Origin of the sequence: Microbacterium sp. NPDC088619 (assembly GCF_044752825.1) — a bacterium.
Classification (GTDB): Bacteria; Actinomycetota; Actinomycetes; order Actinomycetales; family Microbacteriaceae; genus Microbacterium.
The window spans coordinates 651,013-676,166 of the sequence record NZ_JBIVLZ010000002.1 but is presented as its reverse complement, the minus strand read 5'-3'; the positions used below and the strand labels follow the sequence as shown (position 1 = coordinate 676,166).

Sequence of the window (25,154 nt, the reverse complement as noted above, 5' to 3'; positions counted from 1 at the left end):
CGGAGCCCTAATGCTCGCGCAGTGCCGAGATGAGCTCGGCCTTGCGCTTGCGGCTGTAACCGGTGAGGCCGATCTCCTTCGCGCGCGTGCGCAGCTCTTCGACGGTCCAGTCCTCGTAGTCGCCGTGTTCGCCGCCCCGTCGCCCGACCGTGCTGCGTCCGTCGCGCGCGGCGGCATTCGAGATGCGGGCGGCCTTCTCCTTCGAGGCACCGTCGTCGCGGAGCTCTTCGTAGAGCTCCGGATCCTTCAGTGAGTTGTTCCTGCGTCCTGGCATGTCGTCTGCTCCTCTCGCACGGCGGGAAGGCCCGAGTCAAGGCCCTCGGGGCATGAGAATTAGCGGTCTAGGTTGGGTGACCGTAGATGGGCGCCTCCCCCGCGCCCCGAGAAGGGAAGACCGATGAACATCCTGCTGATCATCATCATCGTCGTCGCCATCATTCTGGCGATCACCGGCGGGCTCGTGCAGTCCCTGCAGTTCCTCCTGTGGGTCGGCCTGGTGCTGCTGGCCATCGCGGTCATCGCCTGGTTGATCCGAGCGATCTCCGGCAACCGCACCCGCTGATCCGCGCAGTGAGGCCCGCCCAGGCGGGCCTCACTCCGTTCGCGATCAGTCCCTGGAGCTGTCGCGCAGGTTGTCGCCGACGTTCTTGGCGGCGTCCTTCACGTTCTCGCCGGCCTGCTTGGCGGAGGCCTTCGCCTGGTCGCCGCGGCCCTCGGCTTCGAGCTTCTCGTTGTCGGTCGCCTTTCCGACGCCCTCCTTGATCTTTCCGCCGGCCTTCTCCGCTGCGTTCTTGATGTCGTCTGCTCCACTCATGGGGCTCTTCCTTTCATCAGTCGATCAATGTCCCTCCACCGTCGCACGGGCGGAGAATCCTGCACACGGGATTGACAACGACGAACACTCGTGACAGCGTCCGCGAGGCATCGACGTGGATGCCGCACACGACTAACCTGGCCCCAGGCGGGTGGTCCTGCCCGCTCTCACCTCGGCTGCGGTCGACGAAGGAAGCGGTAGAACATGGACTCGATGATGATGGGCGCCATGCGCTCGAACATGATGTCGATGCCCGACATGGCGATGATGGACATGTCCGTCATGCAGGCCTGTATGGATGCGTGTTCGGCCTGCGAGCAGGCGTGCACGGTGTGCTCGACGCAGATGATGGACTGCTCGCCCGCCTGCATGAACTGCGCCGACATGTGCAACACCATGATGCGGTCGATGATGCGGATGCAGGGCATGACCCCCGCGTCGATGATGGCGATGCTCGACGCCTGCATCGCGATGTGCCAGACCTGCATGGACGAGTGCATGCAGCACGCCGACAGCAGCGAGGTCTGCAAGATGTGCGCTCAGGCCTGCAAGGACTGCATGGACGCGTGCATGGCCGTCAAGGACATGATGATGGCGACCGCCTGAGCGCTCACCGTCAGGGGCGCTCAGGCGAGCGCGACGTTGAACTGCGTGCGGCCGACGGCCAGCACGCCGTAACGCACGTGCAGGGCGACCGGCGTGCCCTCCGGGGCCTCGAGTGCTGCACCCGAGGCGTTCCACAGCGTGTGCGCGGCGCCGTCGAGGGCGCGCACAGTGAGTTCGCCCGTGGTCGAGTCGGCGTGCGCGACGATCGCGTCGGCCCATTCGCTCGGCGTGGCCGAGGCGATGCGCGCCTGGATGAGGTGCAGCGCGTGGCCGGCTGCGAACGAGGAGCAGGCGAAGCCGTGCCGGCACATGCACGCAGAACGCTCACGCACCGAGAGGGGCGAAAGGTGGTTCAGCGGCGTGGACACGGTGGTCTCCTTCATGAGCGGACGTTCCGGCAAGAGTAGGTCGGCCTCGCGAGAGACGGAACCCGCGCCGACACGGTGTGAAACAAACGGGCGTAGACTCGCCGGGTGCTGTTGTCGAAGAGTGCTCTCCGGATTCCGGATAGAGCGCAGATGGGAGCCGTGGGCGCGCTCAGCGCCACGGACAGAGGCTGACGATCGGCCGGAGGCGGAACATCCCGTCCCCGGAACCGCGTCGTACCCGGCATCCGTCGTGATGCCGCCCTCCATTCCTCTTCCGCCGCCCTCTGCGGCCCACACGAAAGCACCGACCCATGCGTCCCATCGACGAGCGCACCCTGCGCGCCTCCTTCATCAACGCCTCCCGCAAGGAGGGCTCTGACATCTCTCTGCCGGCGGGCTTCGCCGACCTCGATTTCGAGAAGCTCGACTACTTCGGCTGGGTCGACCCCAAGCTCCCTCGGCGCTCGTACGTCGTCGCGTGGGTCGATGACGTGATCACCGGGGTGATCCTGCAGCGCGCCGAGCAGCGCGTGATCTCGCGCGCCCAGTGCTCGTGGTGCGAGGACGTCACCCTGCGCAACGACGTGCAGCTGTATGTCGCCCGCAAAGCGGGCGCTGCCGGTCGCAAGGGTGACACCATCGGCACCCTCGTGTGCACGGAGTTCGGCTGCTCGACGAACGTCCGGGTGCTGCCGCCCCTGGCCTACGACGGGTACGACCGCGAGCTCGCGCGCGAGCTGCGCATCCTCAAGCTGCAGGATCACGTCGCCGCGTTCATCACCTCCGTGAAGGGTTGACGCCCAGGGGCGGGTGACTGCAGGGCGCTCCGTGCAGGCACCCGCCCCTGAGCATCGCCTGATGTCGCATGCCGTCCGTACGATGAGCGGGTGAAGCTCCTTCTCCTCTCGCTCAATCCCGGCGCGCTGCGCTCGTTCCTCGACCCGGCGTCGTCGGCTGCGGCGCTCCGGATCGCCTTTATCTGCGATGCCCAGGTCGCATATGCGGACGCGCCCTTCGTTCAAGCCGAACGCCGCGCCATCGAGGTCCTCGGTCACGAGCTCGTCGACATCACGGCCCGGCACACGACGCCATCCGACTTCGAATCGATGCTCGACGGCGTCGACGCGGTCTACGTGGCGGGCGGAAGCACCTTCGCCCTGCTCGAATCGCTCAGAGTCACGGGCAACGACGAGGTGCTCGTCAGCCGCGTGCGCGACGGGCTGCCGTACATCGGCCTGAGCGCAGGCGCGATCATCGCAGGCCCCGACATCGCACCGGCCTCTCTCATGGATGATCCTGCGGACGGTCCGTCCCTGACCGAGTTCACGGGCCTGGGCCTGATGGACCGCACGGTGATTCCGCACGCCGACGGGATGCTGGCGCCCTACCCGCCCGCGCTCATCGCCGAGACGGTCGCCAAGTACGGCTCGACCCACCAGCTGCTGCTGCTCCGGGACGATCAGGCGCTGCTGATCGAGGGTGATCGCGAAATGATGATCGACTCAGCACCGGCGGCGGGCGAGTCGGCAGAGAGCTGACCCTTCACACGATCTCGAGCCGCGCCACGGTCTCCTCGTCGTCGCAGGCGCTTCCGACCCACAGGCGAATCGCGCCCGGTTCGACCCGCTTCACGCCGTCGAGCCCCGTGAAGGCGAGCCGGTCGATCGGCACGTCGAACTCGACGAGAGCCTCGGCACCGGCCGCGAGGGCGACCCGTCGGAAGTCCAGCAGCTGCGCGAGCGGGCGGGTCACGCTCGCGACCTCGTCGTGCGCATACAGCTGCACGACGTCCGTCGCAGCGACGTCACCGGTGTTGCGCACGCGCACCGTCGCCCGGAAGGTCTCGCCGGGTGCGACCGACGCGGGGGCGACGAGCTCGTCATGGGCGAAGGTCGTGTAGCTCAGGCCGAAGCCGAAGGGCCGCACCGGGGTGGAGTCGGCGCTGGTGACATCGGTGCGTCCGCCGAGCACAGGGTGCAGGTACGAATACGGCTGCGCTCCGGCCGACCGCGGCAGCGACACCGGCAGTCGCCCGGACGGCGCGACGCGACCGCTGAGCAGCCGGGCGAGTGCGGGGCCGCCCTCCTCGCCGGGGAAGAACGTCTGCAGCACCGCCGCGGGGATCCCCGCAGACATCGCGTTCGTGGAAGCCGAGGCATCGACCGCTCCGAGCCCGGTCATGGTCCCGGCGGCGCCCGCGCGAGCCGGCAGCGCCCAGTCGAGCACGTAGGGCCGGCCGGTCATCGCGATCAGGATCACCGGAGTGCCGGTGGCGACGACGGCCTCCACCAGCTCACGCTGCACGCCGGGGAGTTCGAGGTCGTCGACGTCGTTGCCCTCGCCGACCGTGCCTCGTCCGAAGAGTCCGGCGCGGTCACCCACGACGATGATCGCTACATCGGCGGCTGAGGCGGCCTCGACGGCGAAGGGGATGCCCGAGCGGTCGGAGCCCTCGACCTCGCATCCGATGGTCGAGGTGATCTCGGCCGCCGGGAACTCGTCTCGCAGCGAATCGGCGACTGTCGGCAGGTCGATGCCCGCCGGAGTCCCGGGGTGATGGGCGAGCACGTGGTTGACGAACGAGTAGCAGCCCATCAGTGCTTCGGCGCTGTCGGCATTGGGGCCGATCACCGCGATCCGCGAGGTCGTCGTCGGCGTGAGGGGGAGCGCACCGTCATTGCTGAGCAGCACGATCGACTCCTCGGCGAGGCGCCGAGCGAGCGTTCGATGCGCGGCCGGGTCGAGGTCGATCGCGGTCGGAGGGGTGTCGAAGTCGGCATCCAGAAGTCCGAGTTCCTCCTTCTGCGCGAGCACGCGGCCCACGGCCCTGTCGAGGATCTCCGAAGAGAGTCGGCCGTCGCGCACCTGCTCGGCGAGCGTGACGAAGGCGTCGGGCGACGGCAGCTCCACGTCGATTCCCGCGGTGAGCGCGAGCCTGGCCGCATCGGCAGAATCGACAGCCGCCCGGTGCATGCTGTGCAGGAAGTCGACCGCGAAGTAGTCAGACACGACCACTCCGTCGAAGCCCCAGCGATCGCGCAGGATGCCGGTGAGATAGCGCGCGTCTGCGGTGACTGGCACGCCGTCGATGTCGACGTAGGAGTTCATCACACTGCGGGCGCCACCCTCGTGGATCGCCATCTCGAACGGCGGGAGCAGCACGTCCTCGATCTCGCGCAGGCCGGCGCTCACGGGAGCGTGATTGCGTCCGGCCTTCGAGGCGGAGTATCCGATGAAGTGCTTCAGCGTCGCGTGCACTCCCTCGGACTGCAGGCCGCGGACATACGCCGTGCCCACCCGGCCGACGACGAGCGGATCCTCGGCGATGCACTCGTCGACCCGGCCCCAGCGGGGGTCGCGGATGACGTCGAGCACCGGAGCGAGGCCCTGATGGATCCCGAGCGAACGCATCGATGAGCCGACCGCCCGGCCGACCTCCTCGACGAGCTCGGGGTCGAAGGACGCGCCCCACGCGAGCGGTGTCGGGAAGGTCGCCGCCTTCCACGCGGCGAGCCCGGTCAGGCACTCCTCGTGAACGATGGCCGGGATGCCGAGTCTGGTCTCCTTCTGCAGTCGGCGCTGCTCGGCCCACAGCCACGCCGCCCGTTCAACCGGGTCGACGGGGCGGGTTCCGTACACGCGGGTGAGGTGGCCGATCCCGTGCGCAGACGCATCCTCGTAGCGCGTCGAGCTCTTCTTCTCGCCCGACATCGGGGCGACCACTTCGACGCCCTGGTCGACCCAGAAGCCGACGAGCTGCGCCTGCTTCTCGTCGAGCGTCATGCGAGCCAGGAGGGCCTCGACGCGGGGCGAATGGGCGGCTGAGCCGGGGGACTGCGACATCGTGTTCTCTTTCTCGTTCTCGTCGGCGTGGGGTGTCGCGACGGCGACCGCATCAGCCCTTGACAGCACCGGTCAGCCCTCCCACGATGCGCCGCTCGAACAGGCTGAAGAAGATCAGCGCCGGGATCATCGACAGCGAGGTGAAGGCCAGCACTTTCGCGGTGTCGACCGAGTACTGCGAGGCGAAGGACTGCACCCCGAGTGGCAGCGTGAACGCGGAGGCGTCGTTGAGGATGAACAGCGGCAGCAGGTATCCGTTCCAGCTGCCGATGAACGCCAGGATGCCGGTCGTGATCACTCCCGGCAGGGAGAGCGGCAGCACCATCCGCCAGAAGAATCCGATGCGACTGCATCCGTCGATGAATGCGGCCTCTTCGATCTCGTCGGGAATCGCCCGGAGGAACGGCACGAGGATGATGATGGTCGTCGGCAGGGCGAAGGCGATCTGCGGCAGGATCACTCCGCCGAGGGAGTTCATCAGCCCGAGACTGCGCACCACGATGTACAGCGGCGTGATCGCCACGGTCAGCGGAAACATCAGGCCGGCGGCGAAGAAGGCGTACAGCACGCCGCGGCCTGCGAAGCGGTATCGAGCGAGGACGTATGCCGCCATCAGCGCGAGAGCGACGGTGCCCACGGTGGTCGCGAGGGCGACGATGGTCGAGTTGCCCACGAGCCGCCAGAACACGTCTCCGGTGAGGACGTCGAGGTAGTTCGACACCACCCAGGGAGACGGGAACCCCGACGGGTCCGTCGTGATCTGCGCGTTCGTGCGGAACCCGCCGGTGATGATGTACGCGATGGGCGCGAGCATCAGTCCGACGGCGATCAGCGCGACGAAGTACACGGTCGGATGCGCCCACGGGAGCTTCGGCTTGGCGGTTCGACCCGGGCGTCCGAGACGTGCGGGTCGCTGGGTGACGAGCACCGAGGTGGCGGTCATCGGACGTACTCCTTCTGTATGGCGTCTGCATCGGGGCCGGCGTCTGCGCCAGCATCCTGCGGGACGGCATCCTGCGACGCGCGCGACCGGGAGCCGCGCTTGCGACCCGAGGCGCCGGTGAGGGCGCCGTCGGTGTCCTTGCGCAGCACCGCACGCTGATAGATGAGGGCGACCACGAGCGAGATGAGGAACAGGACGACCGCGACCGCGTTGCCGTAGCCGTAGTTGCCGGCATTGCGGCCTTCGGAGACCATGTAGGTCGCCATGGTCGACGTGCCCGCGGTGGACGCGATGTACTGGCCCCAGATGATGTAGACGAGGTCGAACAGCTGCAGTGAGCCGATGATCGACAGGAACGCCCAGATGCGCAGGGTCGGCGCCAGGAGCGGCAGAGTGATGCGCCACTGGATCTGCCAGTAGGACGCGCCGTCGATCGCCGCGGCCTCGTGCAGCTCCTCCGGGATTCCCTGGAGGCCCGCGAGGAACAGGATGACCGCGAAGCCGATGTACTTCCACGTGATGATGGCCATCAGCGTCCAGATCGCGATGCCGGGATCCGACAGCCAGTCGGTGGCGAGGAATCCGAGGCCCATGTTCGTCAGCATCGCGTTGATCGCGCCGTTGGTCTGCAGCATCAGGCTCCAGCCGGTGCCGACGACGACCTCGGAGATCACGTACGGGACGAAGATCAGCACGCGGATCAGCGACTGGCCGCGCATCTTGCGGTTGAGCAGCAGCGCCAGCACGATGGCGATCGGGCCCTGGAGCACGAGGGAGAACACCAGGATGAAGCCGTTGTGCGCGAGCGCATCATGGAACAGCGGATCCTGGAGGATCGTGAGGTAGTTCTTCAGCCCGACGAAGTCGGTGGGAGGACCGTAGCCCTGCCAGCTGAAGAACCCGTAGTACGCCGCCATCAGCACCGGGAAGATGACGAAGGCGAGGAACACGAGCAGGGCGGGCCCGGCCAGAAGGATCACTTCCAGCCGGGCACGCATGTCACGCTTTCGCTGCGGCATCCTGCACAGCCTTGACGAGGTCTTCCGCGCTGCTGTTGCCGGCGAGGAGGTCGACCACGGCGACGTTCAGCGCGTTGCCCACGTTCTGGCCGTAGACCGTGTCGAGCCACTGCGTCGCATACGGAGCGGCGTTGTACGCCTCGAGGATCGTCTGCAGGTAGGGCTCGGTGACGGCCTCCTGTGCGACGGTGTTGACCGGCGGCGCGTTGAAGGCCTTGTAGTACGCGGTCTGCACATCCGAGGTCCCGATGTAGTTCAGGAAGTCGACGCAGGCGTCCGGTGCATCCACCGAGCACGAGTAGCCGTCTACGCCACCCATCATCGAGCCGGGTTCTCCGTCTCCGCCCTCGACCTCGGGGAACGGGAACCAGCTCAGGTCGGCCAGCGGCTTCTGGTCAGGGGTGAGCGAGCCGATGACTCCGGGGTTCCATGCGCCCATGAGCTCCATGGCGGCCTGGTGGTTCGCGATGAGCCCGGCCGAGCTGCCCGCGCCCTGCTGTGCGGGAGTCGTGAGGAATCCGGAGTTGAAGGGCTCGGTCTCGGCGAACGACTTCAGGTCCTCGCCGGCGCGCACCCAGCACTCGTCGCTGAAGTCCATCTCGTCCGCGGCCTTGGCGAGCGTGTCCGAGCTGCACTCGCGCAGAGCCAGCCAGTAGTACCAGTGCGCTGCAGGCCAGGCGTCCTTGGCGCCGAGTGCGATCGGATCGATCCCTTCCGCCTTCAGCGCCTCGGTGGCGACCTCGAGCTCGTCGAGGGTCGTCGGGTTCTCGGTGATGCCGGCCTGGTCGAAGAGGTCCTGGCTGTAGAAGAGGCCGCCGGGGAGCACGGCGACGGGCATGGCGTAGATCTTGCCGTCGAGGCTGTTCGCCTTGTACGAGGCATCGGGGATCTCTTCTGCGGCGGGGCCCGAGATCGCGTCGGTGAGGTCCTTCAGCTGGCCGGCCTTGACCATGGCGGCCATCTTGCCGCCACCGCGCTGCAGGAAGATGTCGGGGGCGTCTCCTGAGTTGAGGGCGGTCTGCAGCTTGCCGTCGAGATCCTCGTTCTGGATCGATTGGATGTCGATCGTGACGCCGGGATTGTCCTTCTCGAAATCTGCGACCGTCTGTTCCCAGAACTCCACTCCCGGGCCGGTGGTGGAGTTGTGCCAGAGGGTCATGCTGGTGTCGCCGCCATCGCCGGTGCCGGACGAGTCTGCTGTGCAGCCCGAGAGCGCGAGCGCTCCGACGGCCATCGCTGCGACCGCGGAGGCGAGGGGGAGCCTTCTGCTGTTCATGTGATCGTTCTCCTCATCGAGTTGCGCGCCGCGTCACTGCGGGGCGCCTGCGGACGCTCAGGTGAGACCGCAGTGGCATGAGTCTCCGGCGGACGCGCCCGATCGTCAAACGTTTTCGAAAACAGTTTCCATCGCATTCCGCGAGAGGCTACGCTGGCGTCTCATGGGGGCACGCACGACGATCCATGACGTCGCCAAGGCGGCAGGAGTGTCTGTGTCGACCGTCTCGAAGGCAGTGAACGGCCGGTACGGGATCGCGGACGCCACGGTGCAGCGGGTGCTCGACGCGGTGAAGGAGCTCGGCTACGAGTCGAGCCTCGTGGCGAGCAGCATGCGCGCACGGCGCACCGGTGTGATCGGCGTGCTGCTGGCGGACTTCGAGCCCTTCAGCGCCGAGATCCTGAAAGGCGTCGGCTCTGCCGTGCACGACACGGCGTTCGATCTGCTCGCGTACAGCGGCTCCAACCTCGGCGCGGGCGACGGATGGGAGCGCCGATCCCTGAGCAGGCTCTCCGGCACGTTGATCGATGCGGCGATCATGGTCACCCCCACGGTCGTCAGCGCCGGCACCGAGATCCCCGTCGTCGCGATCGATCCCCACACGGGTCGGGCTGATCTGCCCACAGTCGAATCCGACAGCTTCGGGGGCGCGCTCGCCGCGACCAGGCATCTGATCGAACTCGGCCACCGCCGCATCGGGTTCCTCGCGGGCCGCCCCGACCTCAGATCCGCCGGGCTCCGAGATGCCGGCTACCGCAGGGCCCTGTGCGACGCGGGCATCCCGGTGGATCCCTCACTCGTCGGCGTAGGCCGTTACGAGCTCGACGCGACCAGGGAGTCCGCCCGGATCATGTTGAGCGGTGAATCCCGGCCGACGGCGATCTTCGCCGCGAACGACCTCTCGGCGATCGCGGTGATCGACGTCGCGCACGAGCTCGGTCTGCGCGTGCCCGACGATCTCTCGGTGATCGGGTTCGACGACGTGCCGGAGGCCACGAGAAGGGCGCTCCCGCTCACGACGATCCAGCAGCCGATGCGCAGGCTCGGGGCTGTCGCGGCCGACATGGTGTTCACGCTGCTCTCGGGGCAGGAGATCGACGAGATGCATGTGATCCTGCCGACGCGGCTGGTGGTGCGGGCTACGACCGCGCCGCCGCGGTGACCTGGGCCGAGGCGGTGTGCGTCGAGGTGACATCGCGCACGCGCTGCCACGCGGCATCCGATACCTCTGTCGACAGCCTCAGGAACTCCGCGACGCTCCGCCTGCCCGGCCAGTCCGCCGGCAGCATCGAGGGCGGCAGACCCGGATCGATGTAGGGCAGCACGCGCCAGCGGTCGATCAGCTGCACGTAGGCGGCGAACGGCGCGGAGGGAAGCGTCGCGAGCGAGGACTGGAACTCGAGGTGCTCGGTGCGCAAGGTGTCGAGGTCCCACCAGTCGGCGGCCGCCTGCGGCAGTGTGCGCGAGGTCGTCGGGGCGCCGGCCTGGAACAGCGTGACCCACTCGCTGGCGTCGAGGTCGTCGACGATCTCGAGAACCTCGTCCTGCAGATGCCCGGGGCAGATCCACAGCGCGGGAGACACGACGCCCGCCCCGATCCACTGCAGGCGGCGGCGAAGCTGGTGCCTCGTGGCGCGGGCGGTCTCGGGCATCGAGAACGAGATGAGGCACCACGTGTCGGCATCCGTCATCTCGCGCATCTCGAAGATGCGCCGATCGCCCCGCTCCAGCATCGTGACGGCATCGGGATTCAGTCGATACCCGACTGCGTTCCTGCGTTCGGCGAGCAGCAGGCCCTTCTGCTTGAGGCGGGTAACGCCGGTCCGTGCCTGCGCCGGAGGAATCCCGAGATCGCCCGCGAGCGCGACCAGGTCGGCCGCCGAGATCCAGCCGCCGAGCGGTCGCAGATACAACCCCACCAGAGTGCGCAGCATCGATGCCGTGCTTCCCGGTCGCGCATCGATGTCGTCGAGCACGGGGCCTGCGGGCGCCTGCTCAGCGGGGTCAGCGGTCATGCGACTCCAGGGCGTCGCGCACGGCGAGGACGCCGGTGAGCGTCTCGACGTACGAGGTGCTCAGCGGTGAGAGCCCCAGGCGGATGCCATCGGGAAAGCGGAAGTCGGGGATGATGCCGTCGGCCCACAGGCGCTGCGTCACGGCCCGGAAGTCAGGGTGGCCGATCGTCACGTGGCTGCCGCGCAGTGCAGCATCTCGCGTGCTCAGCAGCCGCACGCCGAGGGGCGCCAGCACCTCGTCATACGCACGCACGGCGAAGTCGGTGAGTGCCAGTGACTTCTCGCGGACGGCCTCGATCGACGCCTGCTCGATGAGGTCGAGCATCCCCTGCATGGCGAGCATCGAGGTCACGGGCGGGGTTCCGCTCAGCAGCTGCCGGATGTCGCCGGCCGGCACGTACTCCGGTCCCATCGCGAAGATGTCGGCGGCGCTCCACCAGCCCTGGATCGGCTGGCGCAGCACGCCCTGATGCTCGCGTCGCAGGTAGGCGAACGCGGGGGAGCCGGGGCCGCCGTTGAGGTACTTGTAGGTGCACCCGACCGCCATGTCGACGCCCCAGGCGTCGAGCTGCATCGGGATCACTCCGGCCGAATGGCAGAGGTCCCACATCATCAGCGCGCCGACCTCGTGCACGGCGTCGGTGATGCCGGGCATGTCGGCGAGGGCACCGGAGCGGTAGTCGACGTGGCTGAGCGAGACGAGGGCTGTGCGTTCGGAGATGGCGGCGACGACATCGGCGATCTGCACCCCGAGCATCGGGTCGGGCTCGATCCAGTGCACCGTCATGCCGGTCTCGGCGGCGACGCCCTCGGCCATGAACCGGTCGGTGGGGAAGTTGCCCGCCTCGATCACGAGCTCGGTGCGCGACGCGTCGGCGGTCGCGGCGGCGCGCATCAGCTTGTAGATCAGCACGCTCGTCGAGTCGGCCACGACCGTCTGTCCAGGCGCGGCGCCGAGAGTGAGGCTGCCGATGCGGTCGCCGAGCTCCATGGGCAGCGCCATCCACTGCTCGTCCCACGAGCGGATCAGTCGGGTGCCCCAGTCGTCGCGCACGAACGCGGCGAGCCTCTCGGGCGTCTCCTTCAGCGGGCGTCCGAGCGAGTTGCCGTCGAGGTAGGCGCCGACGCCCGGAGCCTCGGCGAACGCGTCGAGGTGGACATGCAGCGGATCGGCGGCGTCGAGGGCGCCGGCGAGGTCGAGAAGCGAGCGTTCGATGGTCGCGGCGTCGCGGATGTCGGTCATGTCAAGCCTTCAGATCGGCGCTGGTCAGCGGTCGGGCGAGTGTCGGGTCGGCGTCGATGCCGGGGAGTGCGAGGAGCAGTGCAGCGGGGTCGAGGGGGTTCTGCGGGGCGAGCGTGCGGAGCAGGTCGATGCCTTCGATGCCGGCGTCGCGCAGGGAGGTGAGCTCGGCGGGGTTCAGACCGATGGGCGTCGGGCCGTTGCCCATGTCGGTGGCGTAGAGCACGGTGCCGCCGGCGGCGTGGAAGCGACGGACATTGTCGACTGCGGTGACTCGCTCCGCGCTGTCGGCGTCGTGGATCGCGAGAGTCGATACCCAGGCGACGGATGCGGCTTGTGCGACGATCTCGTCATCGTCGAGCCGCTCGGTGAACGGGGCGTGTGCGAGGCGGGTGGCACCGAGTCGAGCGGCGCGCTGCGCTTCTCCGGTGCCTTCGGCATGCGCGACGACCGGGAGCCCGCGTGCGGCGGCGGCCCCGACGATCGCGCGGAACAGTTGGTCGCTGAAAACAGGGCCGGCGGTGGCGTTGCTCGCGACCTTGATGCAGGATGCGCCGGCATCCGCCAGCTCGGCCACAGCGCGTTCGGCGGCTGCGGTGTCTGCGATCTCGCGGAAGGACCCCTCCGGCGCCCAGTCCCGGTCGCTCGGGTAGCCGCCAACCGGAGTGAGGAATGCGCCGGCGAACTCGACCGAGACGGGGTGCGTAGTCGGGTGCGGGGCCGTCCCGTGCGGGGTCGTCGACCCGTGCGGGGCCGTCGACCCGTGCGGGGTCGTCGTCCCGTGCGGGGTCAATAACGCACCGGAGAACGTCGATTCGGATGCGTTTTTGGCCCCGCAGGGATCAGCGGATGCGTTTCTGGCCCCGCCCGAGGTCGCGCACGTGTTCTCGGCCCCGCGCATCTTCGCCGAGAGGGCGGCGACGACGGCCGGCTTCGCGCCCAGATCTGTGACGCGACCCAGCGCCGACGCGTGCAGCAGCGTGTGGTCCACGAGCTGCAGGTGCACGTGGTGGTCGGTGAAGCCGCCGACGATCACGCCGTCGAGCCTCGGCAGACCGGAAGAGCGCAGATCGGATGCCGGCGACTCGTCGCGCAGCAGCATCCGTCCGTCGATGATCTCGATGATGCCGTCGCGCCATTCCTCGCCATCGAAGAAGGTCGCTGCGTTCATCAGCTGCCGATCTCGGTGCGCACGGTGTACAGCTCGGGGAAGAACGTCAGGTCGAGCGCGCGCTGCAGGAAGCCCACGCCGCTCGAGCCGCCGGTGCCGACCTTCATGCCGATCGTGCGGGCGACGGTCTTGAGGTGGCGGAAGCGCCAGAACTGGAAGTTGTCCTCGAGGTCGACCAGGTCTTCGCAGGCTTCGTAGAGGTCCCAGTGCTGCTGGTGGTTCTGGTAGATCTCACGGATCGCGGGCACCAGTTCGGGGGTCTCGCGGTAGGGGAGGCGCACGTCGCGGTCGAGGATCTCGGCAGGGATCGGCAGGCCACGCCGCGAGGCGTAGCGGAGGAACTCGTCGTAGAGCGTGGGCTTGTGCCACTCGGCGGTGAGCAGCGCGAGGTTGGCGGGGTGGTCGCTGAAGACGCTGAGCATCTTCTCGTTCTTGTTGCCGAGGGCGAACTCGACCGCGCGGTACTGCACCGACTGGAAGCCCGAGGAGTTGCCGAGCGCTCCGCGGAACTGCGCATACTCGGTGGGGGTGAGGGTCGCGAGGATCGCCCACTGCTGCGTCATCACGTCTTGGATGCGCTTGACCCGGGCCACCCGCTTCAGTGCCTCGCGCAGGTCATCGCTCGCGAGCAGTTCGCGGGCGGATGACAGCTCATGCAGCAGCTGCTTCAGCCAGAGCTCGGTGGTCTGGTGCTGGATGATGAACAGCAGCTCATCGTGGTGCTCTGGAACGCTGACCGGATTCTGCGCGGTGAGCAGCTGGTCGAGCGAGAGGTAGGACCCGTAGGTCATCCGCCCGGACAGATCGGTGACGATGCCGGCCTCGAGCTCGCGCTCGTTGTTCTCGGAGGTCATGGGTCGCTTCCTGTCGTGACGGACAGGGTAAACATATAACAATCGTGTCGAGCGTCACAATAGTGAAATGTCTTGCGTGCGGCGATGCGCAGTCAGAGCCTCGGCGTCCTCGGTGGTGGCGTGCGGCGCTCACCCGGTGCGCCGATCGCCTCGAACGCGGCGGCGAGACGCAGCAGGGACGCGTCGTCATAGGCGCGCCCGGCGAACGTGAGACCGATCGGCATGGCGATGTCGGCCATGAGTCCCATCGGCACTGTCACGGTCGGGATGCCGAGGTGACGCACGGTCAGGTTGCCGTTCGCGATCCAGGTGCCGTTGCGCCAGCCGAGGTCGGCGGATGCCTCGTTCACATCCATGTCGGCGGGGCCCACATCGGCGACGGCCGGGAAGACGACGGCATCGAGCTCGTGCTCGTCCATCCATTCCTCGAGGTCGATGCGACGCGTCTCCTCCAGGCCGCGCAGGCCGTCGGCGAGCTCCGGCATGTCCTCGAACCCGATGCCCTGGTTTGCGCGCACCCAGTCGGGGTATTCGGCGATGTCGTCGTCAAACCCCGTGTAGCGGTCGGGGAGTGCGCCCTCCGGGTGCGGGAAGATCGTCGCTCCGTCGACCTCCCCGAGCGAGTGCAGTCGCGGGTCTCCGTTCGCCTGAAGGAAGTCCTCCCACCCCCACGCAGACAGGTCGACGATCTCGCGGCGCAGATACTCGGGCGTCACCAGACCGCGCGTCGAGATGGTCGGTGCGCCTGGCCGGTCGCCCTCATAGTTCGACACCACGGGGAAGCCGACCTCGACGACGGTCGCGCCGGCACCCTCGAGGTCGCGTCGTGCGGATTCCCAGCGCGCGATCACCGAGGGGCGCGTCTCGATGCGCTGCCCCGTGGGGCCGCCGATGCCGGGGTCAGCGGCGGTGCCGGCAGCCGGGTCCGCATTGATGTACATGCGGGGGATGCCGATGCGGACGCCGCGCAGAGCCGTCGCCGCCTCGGCGGCCAAGGCGCCATACGACTCCGGTCGCACCTCGGAAGACAGCGGCAGCGTCACCCAGGGCTGCGCGCGCCAGAAGTCGCCGCGCGTCTCCGCATCGTCGGCGACGATCACGTCGAGCACCTCCAGCAGGTCGGCCATCGAGCGAGCGTGCGGCACGACGACGTCCATGGTCGGCACGAGCGGCCAGTTGCCGCGCGTCGAGATCACGCCGCGCGAGGGCGTGTAGGCGCAGAGCGCGTTGTTCGTGGCAGGCCCGCGGCCGCTCGACCACGTCTCCTCGCCCAGGCCGAAGGCTCCGAAGCTCGCCGCCGTCGCGGTGCCGGAGCCGTTGGAAGACCCTGAGGCGAAAGGTGCGGTGAGGAAGCCGGCGTTGTACGGATTCTCAGCCCGGCCGTAGACGCCTCGCTGCATGCCGCCGTTCGCCATCGGCGGCATGTTCGTGAGTCCGAGGCAGATCGCGCCACCCGCCCGCAGACGTTCGATCGTGAACGCATCGCGCTGCGCGACGAGCTCGGCGAAAGCGGGGCTGCCGGCGGCGGCGGTCAGCCCGCGCACCAGGTAGCTGTCCTTCGCCGTGTACGGGATGCCGTCGAGCGGGCCGAGCGCCTCGCCGCGTGACCGTCGAGCATCGGATGCGGCTGCCTCTGCGCGGGCATCGGGGTTGCGGACCACGACCGCGTTCAGGGCCGTGTCGGTCTCGGGGCCGTCGTAGGCATCGATGCGGGCGAGATAGGCGTCGACCAGCTCGACGGCGGTCGCCTCGCCGGCCTCGAGCGCTCGCCGCAGTCGGGCGATGGAGGCCTCGACCACGTCGATCATGCGGGCGCCCCCACGCTCGGCTGCTGCTGGGTGATGCAGTGGATGCCGCCGCCGCGGTCGAACAGCGGGCGCGCATCGACGGTCACGACCCGGCGCCCGGGGTAGACGTCGGCGAGGATCGCCCGTGCCGCGGCATCCGCCTGGTCATCGCCGAAACCGCACGCGACCACCCCGTCGTTCGTGACCAGGTGGTTGACGTAGCTCCAGTCGACGAACCCCTCGTGGTCGCGCAGGGTCGCAGGCGCCGGCAGGTCGACGATCTCGAACCGGCGACCGGCGGCATCCGTCTGCTGAGCGAGGTGCGCGCGCAGCTCGCGGGTCACCTCGTGGTCGGGATGCCCGGGGTTCTGCTGCTCGTGCAGCAGCAGTCGGCCGGGGGAGACGATCGTTGCGACGATGTCGACGTGCCCGTTCGTGCCGAAGTCGTCGTAGTCGCGGGTGAGGCCGCGAGGCAACCACACGGCCTTCGTGGCGCCGAGTGTGCGTGCCATCTCGGCCTCGACACGTGCCTTGTCTGCGTATGGGTTGCGCCGGGGGTCGAGCTGCACGGTGTCGGTGAGCAGCACCGTGCCCTCGCCGTCGACGTGGATTCCACCGCCCTCGTTCACGAGGGTCGAGCTCACGAGCTCGGCGCCGACGGCCCCCGCGATGATGCGCGCGTGCTGCGCAGCCTTCTGCCACTGCGCCCATGCCGGCGCGCCCCAGCCGTTGAAGATCCAGTCGACCGCGCCGAGCACGCCCGGCCGCTCGGGGTCGATCACGAAGGTCGGGCCGGAGTCGCGCATCCAGAACTCGTCGACCGGCGCCTCGACGATGTCGATGCCCCCGCTGAGCATCCGTCGTGCTCGAGCGACCTCAGCAGGGTCGACGATCATCGTGACCGGCTCGAACTCGGCGACCGCGTGGGCGACGGCGGTCCATGTCGCGTAGCCCTCGTCACGCTCGGCAGAGGTCTCGCCCAGCGTGGGTCCCTCGGCGGGGAATGCCATCCAGGTGCGGTCGTGCGGTGCGGTCTCGGCGGGCATGTGCCAGGCCATGATTGTCTCCCTCGCTGCTGATCGCGACCTCGGGCGTGAGGAGCCGTGACGCCTATTGAACACGTGATCAACGAGTGATACGGTATCCCGTGATGAAGACAACGTCAAGAGCCGACGCGCCTCGCCGTCTGCCGCCTGAGGAGCGCGAACGCTCGATCGTCGACGGTGCCGTGGCCTTGGCGGCGGAGAGCGGACTCGAGGCCCTCACCGTGCGTGCCGTCGCCGCCAGGGTGGGCGTCACACCGGCCCTCGTCGCGCACTACCGGCCGGTGATGGAGTCGTTCGTCGCCGAGGTGTTCACCACGATCGTCGCGGCCGAACGGGACGAGGTCATCGCCTCGTACGACCCGAGCGTCGACCTGCGCACCAACCTGCTGCGGCTCATCGAGACGCTGCTCGACGACTCGCGCGACGACGTCGCGATGGTGTGGGTGCAGTCGTGGGCACTCGGTGCCCGCAACGAGGCGCTCGGCACCAGGGTGCGCGCTGAGATGGACCTCTGGCACAGCGCCCTCGAAGACCTCATCGCCCGCGCGATCGTCGAAGACCCGGTGCTGAGAGATGACCCGGTGCTGAGAGAAAACCCGGTGCTGAGAGATAACCCGGTGCTGAGAGAAAAGCCGGGGCAAGTCGACCCCGCCTCGTCTGCATGGATGCTGCTCGCCATGGTCGACGGCATGAGCGCCCACTCGCTCGTGCATTGGGCGCCCCGCGATCGAGCCGATCTCGCTCGCCGCACCCTCTCCGCGGTGCTCGATGTTCCGGCGGCCGATCTACCGGTACGCGTCCGCGAACACCCCGCAGAACACCCCACACAGCCCGCAGAAACCCTCAGGTAAGGACAGCTCATGGGAGCAGAACGCATGCACGCGGCCTCGGCCGAATCGACGGCGATCGTCGACGCGGTGCTCGACTACTCGCGCCGGCGGATGCTGGCGGCCGATGTGCCTCTCGACAAGCCCCAGTCGCCGGCCGAGCTCGATCGTCTGGTCGGCACGACGATCACCGATGCCGGGCTCGGCTCGCAGCGAGCGCTCAGCGTGTTCGAGCACATCCTCGCTCCGGCCTGTCTGACGACGAGCCACCCGTCGTATCTGTCGTTCATCCCGACCGCGCCCACGATCGCATCGATCGCCTTCGACCTCGTCGTCTCGGCATCCGGCCTCTACGGAGGCAGCTGGCTCGAAGGCGCGGGAGCCGTGCACGCCGAGAACGAGGTGCTGTCGTTCCTGGCCTCCGAGTTCGGCCTCCCCGACACCGCAGGCGGAGTGTTCGTGCAGGGCGGCACGATCGGCAACCTGTCGGCGCTCGTCGCCGCACGCGAGGCGGCGAAGGCGACGCTGCTCGAGGCGGGCAAGGAGCTCCCTCGCCGCTGGAAGATCGTCTGCAGCGTCGAGGCGCACTCCTCGAACAAGTCGGCTGCGAAGGTCATGGACGCCGACGTGCTGCTCGTGCCCGCGGGCGACGACGGCAAGCTGAGAGCGGATGCCGTGCGTGAGGCGCTCGCGGAGCATGGCGACGAGATCTGCGCGGTGGTCGCCACCGGCGGCTCGACCAACTTCGGCATCGTCGACGACATCGCCGGCATCGCCGCGCTGAAGGACGAGTTCGATTTCTGGCTGCACATCGACGGCGCCTACGGGCTCACCGCGATGCTGGCCCCCGAGGCTCGTGGCGTCTTCGCGGGAGTGGAGCGCGCCGACTCGGTGATCGTCGATCCGCACAAGTGGCTGTTCGCTCCGTTCGACTGCTGCGCGCTGATCTACCGCGACCCCGACGCGGGACGCCGAGCGCACACGCAGCACGCCGAGTACCTCGACACCCTCACCGACGCCGGCGACTTCAGCCCGTCGGACTACTCGATCCAGCTCACTCGCCGCCCTCGGGGGCTGCCACTGTGGTTCTCGCTCGCGACCTACGGCGTGACCGCCTATCGCGAGGCTGTGAGCGCGACGCTCGCTCTGACACAGAGGGTCGCCGCCGAGATCGCCGCCCGCCCCGAGCTCAGACTCGTGCGCGACCCGCAGCTCTCGGTCGTCGTGTTCGAACGCGAGGGCTGGGAGCGTGCGGACTACGACCGCTGGTCGGACGAGCTCCTCGACTCGCAGCGCGCGTTCGTGGTGCCCAGCTCGCACGCGGGGCGCCCGAACACCCGGTTCGCGATCCTCAACCCGCTCACGACGTTCGACGACCTCGTCGGCATCCTCGACACGATGAAGTAGATCGGCGACCGATCTGCACACGATGTCCCGATTCGCGGACCCATCTCGGGACATCTGTTGCGGAACGGGGCACCCTGTGCGGAATGGGGCAAGGCTTCCTCACCGCGTGGTGTGGGCGTCGAGGAAATCGATCGTCTGCTGCAGCGCCGTGCGTGCGTCGGGCATGTCGAGGTGGAACTGATACTCGTGCGGCAGTGCAGGCTCGTGTGACGCCGGCCAGAACAGGGTCGTCACGTCGACGCCGAGCGCGTCCAGCCGCTTCGCCATCGGGATCGACTGCAGCCAGGTGAGCCCGTCGCCGTTCCCGCCCGAGATGTACGTCGTCGGGAAGTCCTCGGTCACCCAGTCGATCGTCGACATCGTGGAGCCGGTCGGGCCCTCTGCCCAGGTCTTGGTTCCGGCATACGCCCACATCGACGTCTTGAGGCCCCAGCCGACGACGCCGTCGAGGGCCGCGAGTGCCGCGAGGTCGTACACGCCGCAGTTCAGCACGGTCGCCACGACCTGCTCGGCCTTCAGCGCCGGGGTGATGTCCATGATCTCGGCGTATTCGGGGCTCGTGATCAGCGTCGCCATCTGACTGGCCAGCTGACCTCCGGCGGAGTCGCCGGCGAGCACGATCTGGTTCGGATCGACGTTCAGTTCCTCGGCGTGCTCGTCGATGTAGGCGAGCGCGTCGTTGAGCTGGTGCACCGCGAGCGGATACTCGCCTTCGGGGCCGATCGTGTAGTTCACCGCGATGGTGGTGTAACCCTCGGCCGCGAGGATGCGCATATACGGATCCACGTTCTCCTTCGACCCCGAGATCCAAGCACCGCCGTGGATCCAGACGACCGCAGGCAGCGGCGCGGTGGCGGATGCCGGCGTGAAGACGTCCATCGTGGTGTCCGCACCGCCGTCGGCGTACGCGACGTCGAGCTGCTCGGTGAGCTTCGTGTCGGGCACGTGCTTGTCCATCTCGGCGGCGGTCTCATCGCCGCCCTTCGTGAACACCGAGCGGATGAGCATGGCGGAGGGCCAGGGCGTGAGTGCGCCGATGATCGCCACCACAGCGGCGACGAGGAGGACCAGTCCCACCGCCACCTTCGTGCGGTGCCACGGGCGTCGAGCCCTCTTCGGGCGGACGGATTCGTCTTCGTGCGCGCTCGTGGTCATGGAAACCCCTCTCCGCGCATCATCTTGGCAGTATTCCGGTCGATCTCGGCGCACCCGCACTGGCAGCGGCAGCGGCACCGCCATCAGTGCCGGCGTATCGGCTTCCGCTCACCGGCGCGTGCTCAATGGGCGGTCAGCCCGGCGATGATCCGACCCATCGCATAGTCGAACGCCTCGTCGACGTCGCCTCCCAGACGGAACATGCCGGCGAGCTCCATCTGCAGGAACCCGGTCGCCCAGGCGGTGAAGAGCCGGGCGGCGTCGAGCGCATGTTCTGTCCCCACGAGGTCGGCGCACGAGCGCAGCACCGGAGCGGACGTCCGGTGGAGGGCGTCTTCGGGCGCGGACGCGGTGAACAGCAGGCGGAACGCCTCGGGGTGTTCGTGCGCGAAGGCGCGGTAGGCAGCGGCGAGGAGGGGGAGTTCGTCGCCCGCGGTGTCGAGGCGGTTCGTCAGCGCATCGGCGGAGGCCTCCGCGACCGCGGACATCAGCGCGTCACGATCTCGGATCCGCTTGTAGAGCGATGGTGCCCGCACACCCACGCGCTCGGCGACCGCCTGCATCGTGAGGCCGGCCGGTCCGGCGGATTCGAGGATGTCGCGGCCGGCGTCGACCATGGCCGCCAACGAGGTGCGTTCGGGGGTCGGCATCAGGGCTCCTTCATGGCTATTGACAATAGCTATGATAGCTACGTACTGTAGCCATCATAGACCACCGCGAAAGGGACGACCATGAAGCTCGCACCGCGCCTGCATCGACTCGGCAATGACGTCGTCGCCTCATATCTGGTCGATCTGCCCGAGGGGATCACTCTCGTGGATGCGGGTCTGCCCGGCCACTGGAACGACCTGCAGCGAAAGCTGGCCGAACTCGGCCGGCCGCTCTCCGACATCCGCGGCCTGGTGCTCACGCATGGCGACAGCGACCACATCGGCTTCGCCGAGCGACTGCGTAGCGAAGCGGGCGTGCCGGTCTTCGTGCACAGCGCCGATGCGCATCGAGTGCGCACGGGGGAGAAGCCGAAGACCGCGATGGGGCCCGCCCGCATCGGTCCGACGCTCGGGTTCTTCGCCTACAGCGTGAGCAAGAACGCGCTGCGCACGAAGCACGTGTCCGAGGTCGTGACCGTCGTCGACGGCCAGGTGCTCGATCTCCCCGGAGCACCGGTGGTCATCGGGATGCCGGGTCACTCGCCCGGGAGCATCGCGGTGCATATTCCCGGTGCGGACGCGGTCTTCGTGGGCGATGCGCTGACCACGCGCCACGTGCTGACGGGGCGCGTGGGTCCGCAGCCCGCCCCGTTCACCGACGAGCCCGAAGAGGCCGCCGCGTCTCTCGACCGACTGGCCGCCGTGTCCGCGTCCTGGGTGCTTCCCGGGCACGGGGCACCATGGCGGGGGTCGCCCGCCGAGATCGCCGCGGCCGTGCGCGCTGCGGGCTAGCGCTCCGCCAGCACTGCCGCCGTGTCGCTGACCGTGATCTGCGGCGGATACAGACCCATGATCCGGATCGCGGCGGCGTGGTTCTCGGCCGTCGATCCGGCGCAGGCGTCGGCGGCGATCGTGACGTGCGCCCCGGCATCCGCTGCGGCCAGCGCCGTCGAGATGACGCAGCAGTCGGTCGAGACTCCCGCCAGCACGACGTGCGCGCCACGGCCGACGATCTCCTCGATCACAGAGCCCCACTTGCCGAACGTCGGCAGATCGAGGGTCGGATGCGGCGACAGGCCGACCGCGTCGGGAACCAGGTCGAACAGCGGATCGCCGGACGGCTGGTCTGCGAACGGCCACGCGGCGAAGTAGGCGCCCCATGACGTCGAGCGGTCGGCGGTCGGCATCCAGCGCGTCACGATCACACGATCGCCGAACGACTCGGCGAGTTCGCGGATGCGGGGCATCACGTCGCCGAAGAACGGAGACGCCCAGGCCGAGTCGGGCGAGGCGAAGATCGCCTGCGGGTCGATCACGACCAGCCAGGAATCCCTGCTCACGCAGCTGCCTCCTGGGCGCGGATCCGTCCGGCGCGAGCGAACCAGGTGAAGACGAACGACAGCACGAGGGCGAAGAAGACCCCGAGGTTCGCATACGCCCAGTCGCCGTCGACCCCGCCGACGAGGCCGAGCAGGTAGCCCTGCCAGTTGTTCCACGGGGCGGCATCGGCGAAGCCGTTGAGCACGAAGCCCCAGCCGATGACGCTGGCGACGACCATGGTGCCGATCGAGATCCAGTCCCAGGCGCCGTATCGGCCGCGGCTGTCGAACAGCGCCTCGTCGTCGTAGTCCTTCTTGCGCCGGAGGATGTCGGCGATCAGGATGCCGGCCCAGGAGGCCAGAGGCACGCCGAGCGTGATGAGGAAGCTCTGGAACGGGCCGAGGAAGTCGGTCGCGAAGAACACCACGTAGATCGTTCCGAGGGTGAGGATCACGCCGTCGATCGCCGCGGCCGACGGACGGGGGATGCGGATGCCGAGGCTCAGCAGAGTCAGCCCGGAGGAGTAGATGCCCAGCACGGCGCCGGAGACGAGCGCGAGCACGGCGGTGAGCAGGAACGGCACGAGCACCCAGAGGGGCAGCAGCGTGGCCAGGGCACCGATCGGGTCGGCGGCGATCGCGGCGCTGAGGTCGTCGTCGGATCCCGCGAGCAGCAGCCCGAAGACGACGAGGATCACGGGCGCGACCGAGCCGCCGATCGTGTTCCAGGCGACGATCGCCCCATCGGATGCCGTGCGCTTCTGATACCGCGACCAGTCGGCTGCGATGTTGATCCAGCCGAGTCCGAAGCCGGTCATCACCATCACGAGCGCGCCGATGACCTGGCCGAGTCCGCCGTCCGGGCGGGCCAGCACGGCGGCGAGGTCGATGCTGGGCGCGGCGAGGATGATGTAGAGGATCGTCACGGCGCCGGTGACCCAGGTGAGCACCGACTGCAGCTTCATGATCGTGTGATATCCGAGCACGGAGGCCACGACGATCAGAGCGGCGACGATGACGGTGGCGGTGATCTTCAGCGCGACGCTGTCGCCGTCACCGCCGAGCTGCGTGATGACGGTGGCCGTGGCGAGCACGGCCATGATCGCGAGGAAGGTCTCCCAGCCGATGGAGGTCAGCCACGAGACGATCCCGGGCACCTTCTGTCCCTGCACGCCGAAGGCGGCGCGCGAGAGCACCATGGTCGGCGCCGAACCGCGTTTGCCGGCGATCGCGATGAGTCCGCACAGCAGGAACGACACCACGATGCCGATGACCGACACGAGAGTCGCCTGCCAGAACGAGATCCCGAAGCCCAGCACGAACGATCCGTACGACATGCCGAACACCGACACGTTGGCCGCGAACCACGGCCAGAACAGGTCGCGAGGCTTGGCCGTGCGCTCGGATTCGGGGATGATCTCGATGCCCGCGCGCTCGATGAGAGCAGGCTTGATGTCCGTCATGCCATCATCCTGGCACTGCGCAGGCCCAGCGAGGGCGCTGCACGGCTCAGCCGGTGAAGAAAGCTCCCGCGACGCGTGTGAGGTCGTGCAGATCCGAGACCCCGGCGAGCTCGCGAGCCGAGTGCATCGACAGGATCGGGATGCCGACGTCGACCGTGCGGATGCCGAGGCGTGTCGCCGTGATCGGGCCGATCGTCGACCCGCAGCGCACGTTGTTGTTCGACACGAACTCCTGCGTGGTCACGTCGGCGGTGTCGCACCAGTCGCGCCAGGCGGCGGAGCCGATGGCATCCGTCGCGTACCGCTGGTTGGCATTGATCTTGAGGATCGGTCCGGAGCCGAGCACCGGCTGCACCACCGGGTCGTGCTTGTGCACGTAGTTGGGGTGCACCGAGTGGCCGACGTCGCTCGACAGGCACCACGACGAGGAGAAGGCGCGGCGGCGCTCGGAGGCGTCGGCGCCGAGCGCGTCGTACACGCGTCCGAGGATGTCCTCGAGGAACGGGCCAGCCGCGCCGGAGCGCGAGTTCGAGCCGAGCTCCTCATGGTCGAACGCCGCCAGGATCGCGATCGGTCCGGACGCCGCGGTGTCGATCGACTCGAGTGCGACCACGCCGGCATGCACCGAGGCGAGGTCGTCGAGACGACCTGAGGCGAAGAACGCGCGATCCTTGCCGAACACCGCTCCGCGTGCCGTGTCGGCGATCACGACGTCGTAGCCGCGGATGTCGGATGCCGAGACTCCGGCGGACTCGGCGAGCTCGGCCAGGATGTCCTCCTGCGTCGGGTCGCCGAGACCCCACACGGGCTGCGTCTGGAACTGCTTGTCGAGTGCAAGGCTCGTGTTCGCCTCGCGGTCGAGGTGGATCGCGAGCTGGGGGAGGCGCAGCAGCGCGCCTGTGTCGGCGAGCACGACGCGTCCGTCGGCGAGGGCGAGTCGGCCTGCGAGACGCAGTTCGCGGTCGAGCCAGGAGGTCAGCAGCGGCCCGCCGTAGACCTCGACGGCGACCTGCAGCCAGCCCTTCGAACCGGTGGTCGGCTGCGGCTTGAGCTTGAAGCCGGGGGAGTCGGTGTGGGCGCCGAGAATATGCGCAGGTGTGGTCGTGGTGGCATCCGCCGGCACCGTCCATGCGATGGCGGCGCCGTCCCGGACGACGACGTAGCGACCGCCGGGGGTCACCTCCCAGGCCTGGTCCTCTTCGAGGCGCGCGAACCCGGCATCCTCGAGTCGCCTCGCCACCTCAGCGGCGGCGTGATAGCTCGAGGGCGAGGCGGCGACGAAGTCGGCGAGATCCTCGGCGTGGGCGAGAGCGTCCGGGGTGACGGGCATGGGAGACCTTCCTGCAGGGGC

At 68.6% G+C, this 25,154-nt stretch carries 26 protein-coding genes; 8 read left to right on the top strand and 18 right to left on the bottom strand.

The genetic code is table 11. The features are described 5' to 3' along the window. Positions 1-7 precede the first annotated feature (7 nt). Entirely contained in the window at positions 8-274 is a 267-nt protein-coding gene (locus tag ACIP5T_RS17845) for a Rho termination factor N-terminal domain-containing protein (RefSeq protein ID WP_400866459.1), read from the bottom strand. Positions 275-397: 123 nt separating this feature from the next. On the opposite strand from ACIP5T_RS17845, the gene ACIP5T_RS17840 reads away from it, so the two are divergent. Continuing rightward, a complete protein-coding gene (locus ACIP5T_RS17840; protein ID WP_164481676.1) occupies positions 398-562 on the top strand; it encodes a hypothetical protein in 165 nt (54 codons plus the stop codon). 45 nt (positions 563-607) lie between these two features. Here the strand turns inward: ACIP5T_RS17840 and ACIP5T_RS17835 are convergent, their stop codons facing one another. Next, the gene (locus tag ACIP5T_RS17835; RefSeq protein WP_079113471.1) at positions 608-814 is read right to left on the bottom strand and encodes a CsbD family protein; all 207 of its coding nucleotides are present in this window, start codon (positions 812-814) and stop codon (positions 608-610) included. Positions 815-1,027: 213 nt separating this feature from the next. Between ACIP5T_RS17835 and ACIP5T_RS17830 the strand changes: the two genes are divergently transcribed. Next, positions 1,028-1,420: a hypothetical protein gene (locus tag ACIP5T_RS17830; protein ID WP_400866456.1), complete on the top strand. Its 393-nt coding sequence runs from the start codon at positions 1,028-1,030 to the stop codon at positions 1,418-1,420. A 20-nt stretch (positions 1,421-1,440) separates the two neighbouring features. On the opposite strand, the gene ACIP5T_RS17825 is transcribed toward ACIP5T_RS17830, so the two are convergent. Then, the gene (locus tag ACIP5T_RS17825) at positions 1,441-1,788 is read right to left on the bottom strand and encodes a hypothetical protein (RefSeq protein ID WP_400866453.1); all 348 of its coding nucleotides are present in this window, start codon (positions 1,786-1,788) and stop codon (positions 1,441-1,443) included. A 311-nt stretch (positions 1,789-2,099) separates the two neighbouring features. Here ACIP5T_RS17825 and ACIP5T_RS17820 point away from each other — a divergent pair, with 311 nt between their 5' ends. Together ACIP5T_RS17820 and ACIP5T_RS17815 are read left to right on the top strand one after the other, a co-directional pair. Continuing rightward, complete coding sequence (locus ACIP5T_RS17820) at positions 2,100-2,585, top strand: FBP domain-containing protein (RefSeq protein WP_400866450.1); 486 nt, start codon at positions 2,100-2,102, stop codon at positions 2,583-2,585. Between the two features lie 90 nt (positions 2,586-2,675). After that, positions 2,676-3,326, top strand: coding sequence for a Type 1 glutamine amidotransferase-like domain-containing protein (locus ACIP5T_RS17815; RefSeq protein WP_400866447.1), 651 nt, complete (start codon positions 2,676-2,678; stop codon positions 3,324-3,326). 4 nt (positions 3,327-3,330) lie between these two features. Here ACIP5T_RS17815 and ACIP5T_RS17810 read toward each other — a convergent pair whose 3' ends face one another. The 4 genes from ACIP5T_RS17810 to ACIP5T_RS17795 are packed head-to-tail and all read right to left on the bottom strand — an operon-like array spanning position 3,331 to position 8,869. Then, positions 3,331-5,631, bottom strand: a complete 2,301-nt coding sequence (locus ACIP5T_RS17810) for a glycoside hydrolase family 3 N-terminal domain-containing protein (protein ID WP_400867010.1) — start codon at positions 5,629-5,631, stop codon at positions 3,331-3,333. A 52-nt stretch (positions 5,632-5,683) separates the two neighbouring features. After that, positions 5,684-6,574 (bottom strand): carbohydrate ABC transporter permease, encoded by an 891-nt coding sequence (locus ACIP5T_RS17805; RefSeq protein WP_295103432.1) that lies wholly within the window; start codon positions 6,572-6,574, stop codon positions 5,684-5,686. After that, positions 6,571-7,593 (bottom strand): carbohydrate ABC transporter permease, encoded by a 1,023-nt coding sequence (locus ACIP5T_RS17800; RefSeq protein ID WP_400866443.1) that lies wholly within the window; start codon positions 7,591-7,593, stop codon positions 6,571-6,573. The genes ACIP5T_RS17805 and ACIP5T_RS17800 overlap by 4 nt, the downstream gene beginning before the upstream one ends. Next, positions 7,574-8,869 carry an ABC transporter substrate-binding protein gene (locus ACIP5T_RS17795; protein WP_400866440.1) on the bottom strand — a complete coding sequence of 432 codons (1,296 nt, stop codon included), beginning with the start codon at positions 8,867-8,869 and terminating at the stop codon, positions 7,574-7,576. Before ACIP5T_RS17795 ends, ACIP5T_RS17800 begins: the two co-directional genes overlap by 20 nt. Before the next feature lie 163 nt (positions 8,870-9,032). Here ACIP5T_RS17795 and ACIP5T_RS17790 point away from each other — a divergent pair, with 163 nt between their 5' ends. Next, positions 9,033-10,031 carry a LacI family DNA-binding transcriptional regulator gene (locus tag ACIP5T_RS17790; protein WP_400866437.1) on the top strand — a complete coding sequence of 333 codons (999 nt, stop codon included), beginning with the start codon at positions 9,033-9,035 and terminating at the stop codon, positions 10,029-10,031. Here the strand turns inward: ACIP5T_RS17790 and ACIP5T_RS17785 are convergent. The 6 genes from ACIP5T_RS17785 to ACIP5T_RS17760 form a co-directional block, all read right to left on the bottom strand. After that, positions 10,009-10,884, bottom strand: coding sequence for a PaaX family transcriptional regulator C-terminal domain-containing protein (locus tag ACIP5T_RS17785; RefSeq protein ID WP_400866434.1), 876 nt, complete (start codon positions 10,882-10,884; stop codon positions 10,009-10,011). The two genes, ACIP5T_RS17790 and ACIP5T_RS17785, sit on opposite strands and share 23 nt — an antisense overlap. After that, on the bottom strand, positions 10,874-12,127 hold the full coding sequence (locus ACIP5T_RS17780; protein WP_400866431.1) for a kynureninase: 1,254 nt from the start codon (positions 12,125-12,127) through the stop codon (positions 10,874-10,876). Before ACIP5T_RS17780 ends, ACIP5T_RS17785 begins: the two co-directional genes overlap by 11 nt. A gap of 1 nt (position 12,128) precedes the next feature. Then, complete coding sequence (locus ACIP5T_RS17775) at positions 12,129-13,295, bottom strand: amidohydrolase family protein (RefSeq protein WP_400866428.1); 1,167 nt, start codon at positions 13,293-13,295, stop codon at positions 12,129-12,131. Beyond that, a complete protein-coding gene (locus ACIP5T_RS17770) occupies positions 13,295-14,149 on the bottom strand; it encodes a tryptophan 2,3-dioxygenase (RefSeq protein WP_400866425.1) in 855 nt (284 codons plus the stop codon). Before ACIP5T_RS17770 ends, ACIP5T_RS17775 begins: the two co-directional genes overlap by 1 nt. Before the next feature lie 92 nt (positions 14,150-14,241). Further along, positions 14,242-15,957, bottom strand: coding sequence for an amidase (locus tag ACIP5T_RS17765; protein WP_400866422.1), 1,716 nt, complete (start codon positions 15,955-15,957; stop codon positions 14,242-14,244). Continuing rightward, on the bottom strand, positions 15,954-16,994 hold the full coding sequence (locus tag ACIP5T_RS17760) for an agmatine/peptidylarginine deiminase (protein WP_400866419.1): 1,041 nt from the start codon (positions 16,992-16,994) through the stop codon (positions 15,954-15,956). Before ACIP5T_RS17760 ends, ACIP5T_RS17765 begins: the two co-directional genes overlap by 4 nt. 92 nt (positions 16,995-17,086) lie before the next feature. Between ACIP5T_RS17760 and ACIP5T_RS17755 the strand changes: the two genes are divergently transcribed. Together ACIP5T_RS17755 and ACIP5T_RS17750 are read left to right on the top strand one after the other, a co-directional pair. Continuing rightward, the gene (locus ACIP5T_RS17755) at positions 17,087-17,833 is read left to right on the top strand and encodes a TetR/AcrR family transcriptional regulator (RefSeq protein ID WP_400866416.1); all 747 of its coding nucleotides are present in this window, start codon (positions 17,087-17,089) and stop codon (positions 17,831-17,833) included. A gap of 9 nt (positions 17,834-17,842) precedes the next feature. Next, on the top strand, positions 17,843-19,216 hold the full coding sequence (locus ACIP5T_RS17750) for a pyridoxal phosphate-dependent decarboxylase family protein (RefSeq protein WP_400866413.1): 1,374 nt from the start codon (positions 17,843-17,845) through the stop codon (positions 19,214-19,216). Positions 19,217-19,315: 99 nt separating this feature from the next. On the opposite strand, the gene ACIP5T_RS17745 is transcribed toward ACIP5T_RS17750, so the two are convergent. Both ACIP5T_RS17745 and ACIP5T_RS17740 read right to left on the bottom strand, forming a co-directional pair. Further along, complete coding sequence (locus ACIP5T_RS17745; RefSeq protein WP_400866410.1) at positions 19,316-20,371, bottom strand: alpha/beta hydrolase; 1,056 nt, start codon at positions 20,369-20,371, stop codon at positions 19,316-19,318. 122 nt (positions 20,372-20,493) lie between these two features. Next, positions 20,494-21,021, bottom strand: a complete 528-nt coding sequence (locus ACIP5T_RS17740) for a TetR/AcrR family transcriptional regulator (RefSeq protein ID WP_400866407.1) — start codon at positions 21,019-21,021, stop codon at positions 20,494-20,496. An 81-nt stretch (positions 21,022-21,102) separates the two neighbouring features. On the opposite strand from ACIP5T_RS17740, the gene ACIP5T_RS17735 reads away from it, so the two are divergent. Further along, positions 21,103-21,813, top strand: coding sequence for an MBL fold metallo-hydrolase (locus ACIP5T_RS17735; RefSeq protein WP_400866404.1), 711 nt, complete (start codon positions 21,103-21,105; stop codon positions 21,811-21,813). On the opposite strand, the gene ACIP5T_RS17730 is transcribed toward ACIP5T_RS17735, so the two are convergent. From ACIP5T_RS17730 to ACIP5T_RS17720, 3 genes are read right to left on the bottom strand one after another with little or no spacing between them, the layout of a single operon-like run. Continuing rightward, a complete protein-coding gene (locus ACIP5T_RS17730; protein WP_400866401.1) occupies positions 21,810-22,361 on the bottom strand; it encodes a cysteine hydrolase family protein in 552 nt (183 codons plus the stop codon). The two genes, ACIP5T_RS17735 and ACIP5T_RS17730, sit on opposite strands and share 4 nt — an antisense overlap. Next, a complete protein-coding gene (locus ACIP5T_RS17725) occupies positions 22,358-23,803 on the bottom strand; it encodes a purine-cytosine permease family protein (RefSeq protein WP_400866398.1) in 1,446 nt (481 codons plus the stop codon). The genes ACIP5T_RS17730 and ACIP5T_RS17725 overlap by 4 nt, the downstream gene beginning before the upstream one ends. Before the next feature lie 46 nt (positions 23,804-23,849). Beyond that, entirely contained in the window at positions 23,850-25,133 is a 1,284-nt protein-coding gene (locus ACIP5T_RS17720) for a M18 family aminopeptidase (RefSeq protein ID WP_400866395.1), read from the bottom strand. Positions 25,134-25,154 lie beyond the last annotated feature (21 nt).

Bases quoted from the DNA above. Each gene is read 5' to 3' on its own strand.
- ACIP5T_RS17845 (WP_400866459.1), bottom strand. From the start codon at position 274: ATGCCAGGACGCAGGAACAACTCACTGAAGGATCCGGAGCTCTACGAA.
- ACIP5T_RS17840 (WP_164481676.1), top strand. From the start codon at position 398: ATGAACATCCTGCTGATCATCATCATCGTCGTCGCCATCATTCTGGCG.
- ACIP5T_RS17835 (WP_079113471.1), bottom strand. From the start codon at position 814: ATGAGTGGAGCAGACGACATCAAGAACGCAGCGGAGAAGGCCGGCGGA.
- ACIP5T_RS17830 (WP_400866456.1), top strand. From the start codon at position 1,028: ATGATGATGGGCGCCATGCGCTCGAACATGATGTCGATGCCCGACATG.
- ACIP5T_RS17820 (WP_400866450.1), top strand. From the start codon at position 2,100: ATGCGTCCCATCGACGAGCGCACCCTGCGCGCCTCCTTCATCAACGCC.
- ACIP5T_RS17810 (WP_400867010.1), bottom strand. From the start codon at position 5,631: ATGTCGCAGTCCCCCGGCTCAGCCGCCCATTCGCCCCGCGTCGAGGCC.
- ACIP5T_RS17805 (WP_295103432.1), bottom strand. From the start codon at position 6,574: ATGACCGCCACCTCGGTGCTCGTCACCCAGCGACCCGCACGTCTCGGA.
- ACIP5T_RS17800 (WP_400866443.1), bottom strand. From the start codon at position 7,593: ATGCCGCAGCGAAAGCGTGACATGCGTGCCCGGCTGGAAGTGATCCTT.
- ACIP5T_RS17795 (WP_400866440.1), bottom strand. From the start codon at position 8,869: ATGAACAGCAGAAGGCTCCCCCTCGCCTCCGCGGTCGCAGCGATGGCC.
- ACIP5T_RS17790 (WP_400866437.1), top strand. From the start codon at position 9,033: ATGGGGGCACGCACGACGATCCATGACGTCGCCAAGGCGGCAGGAGTG.
- ACIP5T_RS17785 (WP_400866434.1), bottom strand. From the start codon at position 10,884: ATGACCGCTGACCCCGCTGAGCAGGCGCCCGCAGGCCCCGTGCTCGAC.
- ACIP5T_RS17780 (WP_400866431.1), bottom strand. From the start codon at position 12,127: ATGACCGACATCCGCGACGCCGCGACCATCGAACGCTCGCTTCTCGAC.
- ACIP5T_RS17775 (WP_400866428.1), bottom strand. From the start codon at position 13,295: ATGAACGCAGCGACCTTCTTCGATGGCGAGGAATGGCGCGACGGCATC.
- ACIP5T_RS17770 (WP_400866425.1), bottom strand. From the start codon at position 14,149: ATGACCTCCGAGAACAACGAGCGCGAGCTCGAGGCCGGCATCGTCACC.
- ACIP5T_RS17765 (WP_400866422.1), bottom strand. From the start codon at position 15,957: ATGATCGACGTGGTCGAGGCCTCCATCGCCCGACTGCGGCGAGCGCTC.
- ACIP5T_RS17760 (WP_400866419.1), bottom strand. From the start codon at position 16,994: ATGGCCTGGCACATGCCCGCCGAGACCGCACCGCACGACCGCACCTGG.
- ACIP5T_RS17755 (WP_400866416.1), top strand. From the start codon at position 17,087: ATGAAGACAACGTCAAGAGCCGACGCGCCTCGCCGTCTGCCGCCTGAG.
- ACIP5T_RS17750 (WP_400866413.1), top strand. From the start codon at position 17,843: ATGGGAGCAGAACGCATGCACGCGGCCTCGGCCGAATCGACGGCGATC.
- ACIP5T_RS17745 (WP_400866410.1), bottom strand. From the start codon at position 20,371: ATGACCACGAGCGCGCACGAAGACGAATCCGTCCGCCCGAAGAGGGCT.
- ACIP5T_RS17740 (WP_400866407.1), bottom strand. From the start codon at position 21,021: ATGCCGACCCCCGAACGCACCTCGTTGGCGGCCATGGTCGACGCCGGC.
- ACIP5T_RS17735 (WP_400866404.1), top strand. From the start codon at position 21,103: ATGAAGCTCGCACCGCGCCTGCATCGACTCGGCAATGACGTCGTCGCC.
- ACIP5T_RS17725 (WP_400866398.1), bottom strand. From the start codon at position 23,803: ATGACGGACATCAAGCCTGCTCTCATCGAGCGCGCGGGCATCGAGATC.
- ACIP5T_RS17720 (WP_400866395.1), bottom strand. From the start codon at position 25,133: ATGCCCGTCACCCCGGACGCTCTCGCCCACGCCGAGGATCTCGCCGAC.